Raw genomic sequence first — 11,964 nt, 5'->3', positions numbered from 1 at the left:
TTCTTCGTGTTCGTGCGGGGCTACAGCAGCGGGTGCAGCCTCAGTCGCCGCCACTGCAGCATCATGGCTATGTTCATGACCGCCGGCGTTTTCATATTCCTCGGCATGCAGAATAAGCGGAACATTCCGCACGTACATCGCCGGTGTCAAAAGAATACCGGCAAACAGGCCAGCTACTATAGTAGCTAGAAGATACTTAACCAACATGGAATTCACTCCCCATCCCTAAAGCGAGACGCCGGGTACCTGAAAAGGCCCCGGACCAAACAAATTGTAATTTTTCAATGCGTAAGAGCAGATAGCTGCATCGTCTATTCAGCTAGTAAAAAGCTCAATGGCAGGGAAATCCATATGAATGGCGGGTGTCGTGCGCGGTATCATGCAGCGTTTCGGAATGCGAAAGACCGACACCGTATATGATGAACACGCCGAGCATAAGCGAAAACACCGCCGTGGTCAGACGCGATGCGAGCGGGAGAGAAATCGTAGTCGAAGTACGAGTAGCAGCCATAACAACCTCCGTGCAGGGCCAGAAGGGACAATCCCCTTCGGTTTTGGGCACTATTGCCCTATGACTGGCAGGTCTCCTGGCTCGCGGGTCGTAAGATCAATGCCGCCTTCCCGGTTTCCCAGTGGCTGCCATCAGCTTTCGCTTCTGGCGATGACATTGACCCTCGCCGCTCTACAGTCGCGGGGTCGGCTGCGGTTAGGTCGCCCTGATGGGTACGGCCGTCGCATTCCCTTTTGATCCCTTGGCCTTTGGCCGATATCGGGAACCAATCATGCCGTGACGTTATTCACCAAGCGCCACGAATGTCAAACGAAACTGCGACATCAACCTCTGCTGCCGCATCATCGCTGTGATTTGAGCGCGAGCAGCCGGTCGATATCGAGCACGTCAGACAGTTGGCCGGCTATGGAATCGAGAGCCTGGTCTACCCCGGCACGATAATCGAGCGCGTCCGCAGCAATTCCCATGGATTGTAAAAATGCCGCCCGGAAGCCATCGTCTACGAACAACCCGTGCAAATAGCTGCCAAAAACTTTGCCGTCCCTGGAGGCAGCACCGTCAGCCGTGCCATTGACACGCACTGTTGGCCGCTCGCAGTCCGGTCCCGTTGTTCTACCAAGGTGAATCTCGTAGCCCTTCAATGGCAAATCGAACTGTAGTGAATGAGCATCCACGTTGCGCACCGTCTTTTCCGGTTCCATGACCGTATGGATATCGAGGTGACCGAGACCTTCTACTTCCGTGACATTTCCTTCAATTCCATCGGGATCGCGGACAGTGCGGCCGAGCATTTGATATCCGCCGCAGATGCCAATGATATGACCGCCGCGCCRCCTGTGCATATCGAGATCCCGGTCCCAGCCATTTTCCTTGAAGCGCAAGAGATCGCCAATCGTGGATTTGGAACCGGGAATGATCACAAGTCCGGCATCCGCAGGCAGCCGTTCGCCACTTCTTACCATGACCACGTCCACCAGGGGCTCTGCCATCAGCGGATCGAGATCATCAAAGTTAGCAATCCGGTCGAGGATAGGGACGACAACTTTGAGTGCACGCCCCTCGCCTTTGACCAGGCGTTCCAGCACGACTGAATCCTCGGCGGGTAACCGCGAAGCGTCCTTCAACCAGGGCACGACGCCGAATGACGGCCAGCCGGTAAATTGCGTTATGGATTTGAGTCCATCATCGAATAGCGAAATATCGCCGCGAAACTTGTTGATGATATACCCAATGATCATGTCACGATCTTGCCGCTCCAGTATGGCATGGGTCCCGACAATCGAGGCGATCACGCCACCCCGGTCAATATCGCCGACGAGCACGACAGGCACTTTGGCACGGGTGGCAAAGCCCATATTGGCGATATCGCCAGCGCGCAGATTGATTTCCGCAGGCGATCCCGCACCCTCGACTATAACCAGATCCGCACCGTCCCGCACGACATCCCACGACGCCATGACCGCATCGAGCAGCTGTGACTTGAATTTCTGATAGTCGCGGCCCTTAGCCTGTCCCCAGACCTTGCCTTGCACGATGATCTGACTGCCGGTTTCCGATTGTGGCTTCAAAAGCACGGGGTTCATATGCACCGATGAAGGCACGCCGCAAGCCAGTGCCTGCAGCCATTGCGCCCGGCCGATCTCGCCGCCATCGTCGCTGACCGCGGCATTGTTGGACATGTTCTGCGGCTTGAAGGGGCGCACGTGCAAGCCGCGATTGCGCGCTAGCCGGCAAAGTCCGGCCACGAGGACCGATTTCCCAACATCAGAGCCAGTTCCCTGCAACATGATTGCGTGCGTCATGGGCTTTGAGTAGCGGATATGTCTTTCTCTTCCTAGCCCCACCGAAGACGTTGCGCCACTTGGTGCTTGGGATAGAGTGGACGGAACAAGAATGCAGGGAGGTTACAATGGACACGCTGGTCGATTCGGCTACCGGTCAGTTCGAGCTGAACGAGGACCAACTGGCAATCCAGGACATGGCCCGGGCGTTTGCCGCTGATCGTGTGGCGCCCAATGCGCTCGTCTGGGATCGCGACAAGCATTTTCCCGCAGATGTGATTCGTGAAACGGGTCCGCTTGGAATGGGCGGTATCTACGTCCGCGAAGATGTGGGCGGTTCAGGGCTGAAGCGACTCGATGCCGTTCTGATTTTCGAAGCCCTGTCGGCGGCTTGCCCTGCATTCTCGGCGTTCATATCCATCCACAATATGGGGACATGGATGATTGATCTCTTTGGCAACGAGGAGCAACGTCTGCGCTTTGTACCGAAATTGACGTCCATGGAGTGGTTGGCCAGCTATTGCCTGACCGAACCCAATTCTGGTTCCGATGCTGCAGCACTGAAGACGCGCGCGGTGCGTGACGGCGATGAGTATGTGCTCAACGGTGCCAAGCAGTTTATCTCAGGCGCTGGCGACTCCGACGTTTACGTGACAATGGTGCGGACCGGCGAAGACGGACCGAAAGGCATTTCAGCGCTTGTAGTTCCGAAAGACGCCCCCGGTCTTTCGTTCGGTGCAAATGAGTTCAAGATGGGGTGGAACGCTCAATCGACAAGGCAGGTCATATTCGACAATTGCCGGGTTCCTGTGTCAAACCGTCTTGGCAAGGAAGGCGACGGCTTCAAGATTGCCATGGGTGGTCTTGATGGCGGACGTCTCAATATTGCGGCCTGCTCTCTCGGCGGTGCGCAGTCGGCGCTGGACAAAGCCGTCGCCTATGCCTCCGAGCGTAAGGCCTTTGGCAGGGCGATTAACCAGTTCCAGGCGTTACAGTTCAAGCTTGCTGATATGGAGACCGATCTTTCTGCGGCACGAATGCTGCTCTACACGGCTGCATCGAAGCTCGACCGAAAGGCCCATGACGCGTCGAAATGGTCAGCCATGGCCAAGCGCTTCGTTACAGATGTTGGCTTCAATGTCGCCAACGACGCGCTGCAGATCCATGGCGGTTACGGTTATCTGCACGACTATGGCATCGAGAAGCTCGTTCGTGATCTGCGCGTTCACCAGATACTCGAAGGAACGAATGAAATCATGCGCGTCATCATCGCACGGCATATGACCAGTCACTAAACAATTTCATCAGGAGAAAACTGCAATGGCGACTGTCGCTTTTATTGGTCTCGGGCACATGGGCAATCCTATGGCGGCCAATCTTGTCAAAGCGGGACAAAAGGTGCTGGGCTTCGATCTACTGCCGGAAAACCTTGAAACAGCCCTAGGTAACGGCGTGGATGTTACAGACAGCGCCGAAACAGCGGTCGCTGAAGCCGATGTCGTCATCACGATGCTTCCTGCAGGCAAACACGTATTGACGGTTTATGACGCTGTTGCAAAAAAAGCGCGAAAAGGCGCGCTTTTCATAGATTCGTCTACGATCGATGTCCACTCGGCCCGAAATGCTCACGAGATTGCTCAAGCGAATGGGCTGCTTTCGGTCGATGCACCTGTTTCTGGCGGTATTGGCGGCGCAGCAGCCGGTACGCTGACGTTCATGGTTGGTGGCAGCACTGAAGCGTTTGCGACAGCTGAACCCATTCTTAAACCCATGGCGGGCCGCATAGTGCATTGCGGCGAAGCCGGCAACGGACAAGCCGCAAAGATCTGCAACAACATGATCCTCGGTATCTCGATGATCGGCGTCAGCGAGGCTTTCACACTGGCGGAAAAACTTGGCCTCTCGCATCAAGCGCTATTTGATGTGGCCTCGACGTCGTCCGGGCAATGTTGGTCGCTGACCACATACTGTCCGGTGCCTGGCCCGGTTGCGACTTCTCCTGCTAATAATGGCTATAAGCCGGGGTTTGCTGCGGCACTAATGTTGAAGGACTTGAAGCTGTCGCAGGAAGCCGCTGCGAGCGTAGGAGCAGCGACACCGCTTGGCGCCCATGCCGAAGAGCTCTACGCGGCGTTCGGCGCAGCTGGCAATGAGGGTTCTGATTTTTCAGGCATTGTAAATTTCTTGCGCGAATCCAGCCGTGATAACTGAAAACACAGAGCAAGCAGTCAGAAAACCTCTAAATTTAGATTTGCTTAAGCTCTCGCTAACCTCGCGGTAACGATGTCCGGTTAAAACTTTACAGGTAAGCAGACCAAGACCCTGCTTACATGCTCCGGATCAGGTACTGCGTACCGGAGTTGCTGCTTCTTCGAACTATATCCAGTATAAAAAGACCGCACTGCTCCACCCGGACAGGGCGGTTTTTTTCAAATGCTCCGGTTCCGAAACGCAAAGAAAAACCGCCGCCTGAAAAGGCAGCGGTTTGCATAGATCAGCTTGTAAATCAGCCCGCGGAACGCGTCCAGATGAACGACACCGCAGAGGCGATACCGCTCTTAAGATTGCTGGACGGCGCGTTACGCTTTTCGGTGGCATTCCACGAAATGTGAACACGATTGTTACGGTTAAAAATGTAGAGCATTCCTGCACCTCGAAGAGAAAACTGTTGTTGCCTTTCAAATGCGCTTCTTGCCTAAAGTTTGATCAGGGAAATTCGCCATGACGTGTCGCATTTTCTGCATTCGGTCAGGCAAATTTGCATGGCTGGCATGCGAAATTGCTTGCCTGCCATACGATTGCACCGTTGGCACCCAAATAATTGCGTGGCGTTAACAGAAGAGCTCGCCGCACAATCACAATCTGGCAAAGCGCGGCGCTTCCAAATGAATTGATAAAGGAAACTGTCTAAGGCGTTGATCTTTCATCTATTGGTTTGTTACGATGCCTGGATGAACATTGTGCATTGGTTCTCATTCATTGTCCCGGCGTCGTTATATCGACAGGCCTTGTCGCGATGCACCGCATTTATTCAAAGAAAGCATTGCATTCTGCCGGGATAAGGATGCCAAATGGCACATAAGCGAACAACTGGGTAGGACAGTACCAAGTTAGAATTCGTATTCGGGTGAACTGTCAAAGAGTGGGAGATAAAGCACATGAAGAAGCTACTCGCTTCAACTATACTCGCCGCTGGTCTTTTCGGCTATGCTGGATCGGCATCGGCTGCAGAATGCGGCTCTGTAACAATCGCCAATATGAACTGGCCGTCTGCCGAAGCTTTGGCCAATCTGGACAAGATTATACTGACAGAAGGTTATGGCTGCGACGCCGAGCTGGTCGCTGGCGACACGGTTCCGACTTTCACGTCGATGTTGGAAAAGGGTCAACCGGACATCGCGCCCGAGGGCTGGCTCAACACTGTCCGTGACCTCCTTGAAAAGGCCGTCAAGGAAGACAGACTGGTCCTGGCAGCGCCTGCCATTACTGAAGGCGGCACGGAAAGCTGGTGGATACCTAAATATTTTGCCGATGCGCACCCGGATATCAAGACGATTGCGGACGCGATGAAGCATCCGGAATTGTTCCCCGCTCCGGAAGACCCCAAGAAGGGCGCGGTTTATAATTGCCCGTCGGGTTGGGCTTGCCAGATCACGACCACCAACTTCTACAAGGCCTATGGTGGCGACAAAAATGGCTTCACGCTTGTTGATACAGGTTCAGCAGCGGGTCTCGATGGCTCAATCGCCAAGGCCTATGAGCGCAAAGAGCCTTGGCTCGGATACTATTGGGGCCCTACCGCAATCCTCGGCAAGTATCCCATGGTCAAGCTCGACAATGGCGTACCGTTTGACGAAGCCGAATGGAAACGCTGCACTGTCGTTGCCGATTGTCCCGATCCAAAGCCGAATGGATGGGCGAAGTCAGATATCTATACGGTTGTCACAAAGAAATTTTCCGACGCTGCTGGCCCCGCCTTCGACTATCTGAAAAAGCGGCAGCTTTCGACTGAAGAGTTCAACAAGCTGCTAGCCTGGATGGTTGACAACCAGGCAACGGGTGAAGATGGCGCCAAATATTACCTCAAGAACAATGAGACGGTTTGGACAAAGTGGGTCTCGCCGGAAGCCGCCGAGAAAATCAAGGCAGCCATACAATAATTGTGGGATACGGCGAAGCCGGGCTTCGCCGTATCCCACTCTTGATAGGTTGAGCGCCATCACGTTCAACCGCTTCAGCCATTCAGAAAGCGTACCGCTTGGAGTGGCTACAGAAGGGGCACCGACAAATGGACTGGTTTTACTCATTTCCCAATATGAATGACGACACGCTGCGCAACCTGAAAAAGGCGATGGACGAGGGTTTCAAGGCCTTCACCCGTCAGTACGGCGATGTTATCGAGTCGTTTTTTCAACCCCTGCAATATTTCCTTATTCAGGCAGAACGTTTTATGACGACGACGCCGTGGCCAGTCATGATCGTTCTCATTGGCGGCATTGCCTGGATTGCCAGCCGCAATTGGAAGATCGTAGGCGGCACCATCCTGACCCTTCTCCTGATCGGCTATTTCGATATGTGGAGTGATGCGATGAAGACCATCGCCATGATCTTCGTCGGCACGGTCGTTTCGATCGTCGTCGGTATCCCGATTGGCATTGTGATGGCGCGTTCTGATGGTTTCCAGCGAATGGTCAATCCCATTCTTGACGTAATGCAGACAATGCCGAGCTTCGTCTATTTGATTCCAGTCGTAATGTTGCTTGGCATCGGCAAGGTCCCAGGCCTTATCGCCGTTGTGATCTACGCTATTCCGCCGATGATTCGCCTGACCAATCTTGGGATCAGGCTCGTTGACAAGGACGTCCTGGAAGCAGCTGACGCATTCGGTTCGTCGAGTTGGCAGCGATTGAGAAACGTCCAGATCCCCCTTGCTCTTCCGACAATTATGGCTGGTATCAACCAGACAATCATGATGGCGTTAGCCATGGTGGTTATCGCGTCGATGATCGGTGTCCAGGGTCTTGGACAGCCCGTGCTGCGTTCGGTGAACGGCCAGTTCTTCTCGCTTGGACTTTTCAACGGCCTTGCCATCGTTGGCATAGCCATCATTTTTGACCGCGTTAGTCAGGCCTATGGCAAGCGTCTTCAGAAGCACCAGGAGGTTGTCCATGGCTGATCGTTCGGTTCAGGGAGCAGGCATCAAGATCAAGAATCTCTACAAGATTTTCGGCCAGAGACCGCAGGCCTATGTCGAGGCGGTGAAGAAAGGCATGTCAAAGACCGAACTCAATGAAGACCATGGACATGTTCTTGGCTTGCGAGACATCAACATCGATATGCCGGCCGGTTGCATACAAGTTGTCATGGGGCTTTCCGGTTCAGGAAAGTCCACATTGATCCGCCACATCAATCGTCTGATCGATCCAACGGCCGGTGAAGTCATTATCGATGGCGCCGATGTCTGCAAGATGAATCAGAACGATCTGCGTCAGTTCCGGCGCCACAAGACGGCGATGGTTTTCCAGAAGTTTGCTTTGCTGCCCCATCGCACAGTGCTGGATAACACCGTCTATGGCCTTGAGATACAGGGCCTGTCGCGGGAAAAGCAGGAGGAACAGGCCAGGCGCTGGATTGGCCGGGTGGGACTCAAAGGGTTTGAGGATCATTATCCCAACCAGCTTTCCGGTGGCATGCAGCAGCGTGTCGGTCTAGCGCGCGCGCTGACCAATGACGCGCCTATCCTCCTGATGGATGAAGCATTTTCGGCGCTCGACCCGCTTATTCGCATGGACATGCAATCGGTTCTTCTTGATCTTCAGAGGGAAATCAAGAAAACGGTCGTCTTCATCACCCACGATCTCGATGAGGCTTTGCGGCTGGGCGATCGCATCGCGATCCTTCGTGACGGCGAAGTTGTTCAACAAKGAACCGGCCAGGATATCGTTCTAAAACCCGCAGACGAATATATTTCGAGCTTCGTGAAAGAGGTCAATCGCGGCCGGGTCATCATGGTCGACACTATCGCCACTCAATCCGGCGCGCCATCGGCAACGGGCGGTGTAACAGTCAAAACCGGCACGATTCTTGAAGAAGCTGCCAAGACAATGACGGACGCCAACCAGCAATACGCAACGGTTGTTGATGATAACGGGAAACCCACTGGCGTCATCAGCATGAACAATTTGATTCAAGCGATGGTCACGCCGATTAGCCATCTGACATCGAAAGCTGCGGCGGAATAACCAACGCACCAGGTGTCGCTTCCCTTGCGCTCGGCGTCGCTCACGCCGCGCACCCTGCGCCCTGCTCTGGCGATAGTGCACCATCGCCTGTGACAGGTGCGAATGAGGGCATGAGCAATGAGTGAACCTGCAGTTGAGACCGACGCAAACGCATCAGCCAGGGACCATGGCAGACGTGGCGGGCGGGCGCGGCCACGCAGCGTTGAAAGCGGTGCTTTCGATCAGCCACCGTTTCGTCAGCTCAAAATCCCATTTACACCGACAAAGATCGTTTCCGGCGATGAACTAGAATCGATCCACGATGCATCACTTAAAGTGCTGCAGGAGATCGGGGTGGACGTGCTGCACGACGGTGCACGCGAAATCATGAAAGACGCCGGCGCGGACGTCACACCTGGCACAATGCGCGTGCATTTCGACAAGGACATGATCCTGGAATACATCGGACATGCACCCTCGGAGTTCACCCTCCATGCCCGCAACCCTGCACATAATGTGCGTTTTGGTGGCAACAATCTGATCTTTGCCCAAATGGGATCGGCGCCGAATTGCTCCGACACCGACAATGGCAGACGCTCGGGTAATCAGGCGGATTTCCGCAATTTCCTGAAACTGGCTCAGATGCACAATATCATCAATGCAACCGGGGGATATCCTGTAGAACCGATCGACATCCATCCTTCGGTACGTCACCTCGAATGCATACGCGATCTTGCGACGCTCACCGACAAGCCGTTCCACATCTATTCGCTCGGCAAGGAGCGGAACCAGGATGGAATTGAAATCGCCCGTCTCGCCCGTGGTGTCAGTCACGAGCAGCTGCAGAACGAGGCATCTTGCTATACGATCATCAATACCAATTCGCCGCTGAAGCTCGATATCCCGATGATGGAAGGCATCATTCAGATGTCGGGCAATGGCCAAATCGTCATTGTCACGCCCTTCACCCTCGCGGGCGCCATGGCCCCTGTAACCATTGCCGGTGCATTGGTCCAGCAGAATGCCGAAGCGTTGGCTGGTATTTCCTTCACGCAGATGGTCAAGAAGGGCGCTCCCGTCGGTTATGGCGGATTCACCTCCAATGTCGACATGAAATCGGGCGCTCCCGCCTTTGGCACTCCGGAATACATGAAAGCCCAGATGGTTGGCGGTCAGTTGGCCCGCCGTTATGGCATCCCCTATCGCACATCCAATGTGTGCGCAGCTAATACGGTGGATGCCCAGGCTGCCTATGAATCGGTGTTCTCGCTTTGGGGCGCGATCCAGGGCGGTGGCAATTTCATGCTGCATTCCGCGGGCTGGCTGGAAGGTGGGCTTTGCTGTTCCTATGAAAAGATGATCCTCGATTTCGATCTCCTGCAGATGGTCGCGGAATTCCTGACACCGCTGGATCTGTCGGAGGATGCGTTGGGTCTCGATGCCATGCGCGATGTCGGTCCGGGCGGCCATTTCTTTGGCACTGCCCACACCCAATCCCGCTACAAGACCGCTTTTTATGCACCGATTATTTCAGACTGGCGCAACTACGAGAGCTGGCAAGAAGCCGGTTCACCAACGGCGATCGAGCGGGCCAACCGGGTCTGGAAAGAACGACTGGCAACTTACGTGAGACCAGCGATCGACCCAGCAATCGAAGAGGAAATCAATACCTTCGTTGCAAGGCGCAAGGCCGAAGGCGGCGCGCCCACTGATTTCTGRTCAGTTGAATCAGACTCTCAACACATTGAATCAAATTTCCAATTACGAGGCATAAGAATATGAAATCGCACGTTAAAGCAGTTGTCATAGGAGGCGGTGTTGTTGGATGCTCTGTCCTCTATCACCTTGCGCGTGCTGGATGGACCGACGTCCTGCTGATAGAGCGCTCTGAACTGACATCCGGCTCATCCTGGCATGCTGCCGGCGGCTTTCATACCCTCAACGGCGATCCGAACGTGGCCAAACTGCAGGCCTATACGGTCAGCCTTTACAAAGAGATCGAGGAACTTTCGGAACAGTCATGCGGCCTGCATCTGACCGGCGGCGTCATGATGGCCGACTCGCCGGAGCGTATGGATTTTCTGCGCCTCGCTCACGCGCGCGGCCGTTACCTTGGCATGGATACGGAACTGATCACGCCATCGGAAGCCAAGGCGATGTTCCCGCTAATGGACGAGACCAACTTCGTCGGCGCTATGTGGGACCCAGTCGAAGGTCACCTCGACCCATCCGGCACGACCCACGCCTATGCCAAGGCAGCGCGCAAGCTTGGCGCGCAAATAAGCTTGCGTAACCGCGTCGTTGAACTGACACAGGAAACAGATGGGACCTGGAACGTCATCACCGAGCAAGGCACTGTGAAAGCCGAGCATGTCGTCAATTGCGGCGGACTGTGGGCCCGTGAAGTTGGCCGCATGGTTGGCCTCGAACTGCCCGTCCTTGCTATGGAGCACATGTATCTCCTCACCGAGGACGTGCCGGAGGTAATGGAGTTCAACAAATCCACCGGGCGCGAACTCATCGGCGTCATGGATTTCAAGGGCGAGATCTATACCCGTCAAGAGCGTAACGGCATCCTGCTGGGAACCTATGAAAAGGCGGCAAAGCCATGGTCGCCTGTGAACACGCCATGGGACTTCGGCCACGAACTGCTGGCACCGGACATTGACCGCATCGCCCCTTCCCTCGAAGTGGGTTTCAAGCATTTTCCGGGTATCGAAAAGGCCGGCATCAAGCAGATCATCAATGGCCCCTTTACGTTCGCGCCGGACGGCAACCCGCTTGTCGGCCCAGTTCCTGGTCTCACCAATTACTGGACAGCCTGTGCCGTCATGGCTGGTTTCAGCCAAGGCGGGGGCGTTGGCCTCGCCCTTTCCAACTGGATGGTGCATGGCGAGCCTGGCTTCGACGTCTGGGGCATGGACGTCGCCCGTTTCGGCGAATGGGCGACCCTGCGCTACACCAATGCCAAGGTGCGCGAAAACTATTCGCGCCGCTTTTCCATCCGCTTCCCCAACGAAGAACTGCCCGCTGCGCGTCCTCAGCAGACGACGCCGCTCTACGACACAATGGTCGCACAGAATGCAGTCATGGGCGATTCCTGGGGTCTCGAAACTCCGCTCTGGTTCGCGCCCAAAGGCACGGAAGCCCGCGATATCGTCTCCTATCATCGCTCGAACGACTTCGAGCATGTCGGCAACGAAGTGCGGGCAACACGGACAAATGTCGGTGTCACCGAGATCGCCAATTTCGCCAAGTATGAAGTGACGGGCGCAGGTGCCGAGGCTTTTCTGTCGCATCTAATGACCAACACCATGCCGAAGACTGGACGTCTGGTCCTCACTCCCATGCTAAACGAAGAAGGCAAACTCATCGGTGACTTCACCATCGCAAAGGCAGCGGATGACCKATTCCTGATTTGGGGATCGTCCGCCGCGCAGCGCTATCACAT

10 protein-coding genes, 1 pseudogene and 1 riboswitch are annotated in these 11,964 nt (G+C 55.0%); of the genes and pseudogenes, 7 read left to right on the top strand and 4 right to left on the bottom strand.

Annotation, left to right across the window (positions count from 1 at the left end; genetic code table 11):
• The 3 genes from ACXJ5O_RS09285 to ACXJ5O_RS09275 form a co-directional block, all read right to left on the bottom strand.
• A partial coding sequence (locus ACXJ5O_RS09285) for a CbtA family protein (RefSeq protein ID WP_457299637.1) occupies positions 1-207 on the bottom strand: 207 nt, incomplete at its 3' end.
• A 124-nt stretch (positions 208-331) separates the two neighbouring features.
• Positions 332-511, bottom strand: a complete 180-nt coding sequence (locus ACXJ5O_RS09280) for a CbtB domain-containing protein (protein ID WP_112528662.1) — start codon at positions 509-511, stop codon at positions 332-334.
• A gap of 49 nt (positions 512-560) precedes the next feature.
• Positions 561-796: riboswitch (cobalamin riboswitch) on the bottom strand.
• 56 nt (positions 797-852) lie between these two features.
• The gene (locus ACXJ5O_RS09275) at positions 853-2,313 is read right to left on the bottom strand and encodes a cobyric acid synthase (protein WP_457299636.1); all 1,461 of its coding nucleotides are present in this window, start codon (positions 2,311-2,313) and stop codon (positions 853-855) included.
• A 107-nt stretch (positions 2,314-2,420) separates the two neighbouring features.
• Here ACXJ5O_RS09275 and ACXJ5O_RS09270 point away from each other — a divergent pair, with 107 nt between their 5' ends.
• Positions 2,421-3,587, top strand: a complete 1,167-nt coding sequence (locus ACXJ5O_RS09270) for an isobutyryl-CoA dehydrogenase (RefSeq protein ID WP_457299635.1) — start codon at positions 2,421-2,423, stop codon at positions 3,585-3,587.
• Positions 3,588-3,600: 13 nt separating this feature from the next.
• Positions 3,601-4,503, top strand: a pseudogene (gene mmsB / locus ACXJ5O_RS09265) (3-hydroxyisobutyrate dehydrogenase); the annotation flags it as partial.
• A gap of 295 nt (positions 4,504-4,798) precedes the next feature.
• On the opposite strand, the gene ACXJ5O_RS09260 reads toward mmsB, so the two are convergent.
• Positions 4,799-4,936, bottom strand: a complete 138-nt coding sequence (locus ACXJ5O_RS09260) for a hypothetical protein (protein WP_457299634.1) — start codon at positions 4,934-4,936, stop codon at positions 4,799-4,801.
• 514 nt (positions 4,937-5,450) lie between these two features.
• Here ACXJ5O_RS09260 and ACXJ5O_RS09255 point away from each other — a divergent pair.
• The 5 genes from ACXJ5O_RS09255 to ACXJ5O_RS09235 all read left to right on the top strand — a co-directional run.
• A complete protein-coding gene (locus ACXJ5O_RS09255) occupies positions 5,451-6,452 on the top strand; it encodes an ABC transporter substrate-binding protein (protein ID WP_457299633.1) in 1,002 nt (333 codons plus the stop codon).
• A gap of 128 nt (positions 6,453-6,580) precedes the next feature.
• Complete coding sequence (locus ACXJ5O_RS09250; RefSeq protein ID WP_106710122.1) at positions 6,581-7,468, top strand: ABC transporter permease; 888 nt, start codon at positions 6,581-6,583, stop codon at positions 7,466-7,468.
• Positions 7,461-8,534, top strand: coding sequence for a quaternary amine ABC transporter ATP-binding protein (locus tag ACXJ5O_RS09245; RefSeq protein WP_457299632.1), 1,074 nt, complete (start codon positions 7,461-7,463; stop codon positions 8,532-8,534). The genes ACXJ5O_RS09250 and ACXJ5O_RS09245 overlap by 8 nt, the downstream gene beginning before the upstream one ends.
• A gap of 117 nt (positions 8,535-8,651) precedes the next feature.
• On the top strand, positions 8,652-10,295 hold the full coding sequence (locus ACXJ5O_RS09240; protein WP_457299631.1) for a trimethylamine methyltransferase family protein: 1,644 nt from the start codon (positions 8,652-8,654) through the stop codon (positions 10,293-10,295).
• Positions 10,292-11,964, top strand: a 1,673-nt coding sequence (locus tag ACXJ5O_RS09235; RefSeq protein WP_457299630.1) for an FAD-dependent oxidoreductase, incomplete at its 3' end; no start/stop codon positions are given. The genes ACXJ5O_RS09240 and ACXJ5O_RS09235, both read left to right, overlap by 4 nt.

The organism is Phyllobacterium sp. P5_D12 (assembly GCF_054049495.1).
This window is presented reverse-complemented; position numbering and strand designations above follow the sequence as displayed.

Excerpts from the sequence above, each read along its gene's own strand:
- ACXJ5O_RS09280 (WP_112528662.1), bottom strand. The coding sequence starts at position 511 with ATGGCTGCTACTCGTACTTCGACTACGATTTCTCTCCCGCTCGCATCG.
- ACXJ5O_RS09270 (WP_457299635.1), top strand. The coding sequence starts at position 2,421 with ATGGACACGCTGGTCGATTCGGCTACCGGTCAGTTCGAGCTGAACGAG.
- ACXJ5O_RS09260 (WP_457299634.1), bottom strand. The coding sequence starts at position 4,936 with ATGCTCTACATTTTTAACCGTAACAATCGTGTTCACATTTCGTGGAAT.
- ACXJ5O_RS09255 (WP_457299633.1), top strand. The coding sequence starts at position 5,451 with ATGAAGAAGCTACTCGCTTCAACTATACTCGCCGCTGGTCTTTTCGGC.
- ACXJ5O_RS09250 (WP_106710122.1), top strand. The coding sequence starts at position 6,581 with ATGGACTGGTTTTACTCATTTCCCAATATGAATGACGACACGCTGCGC.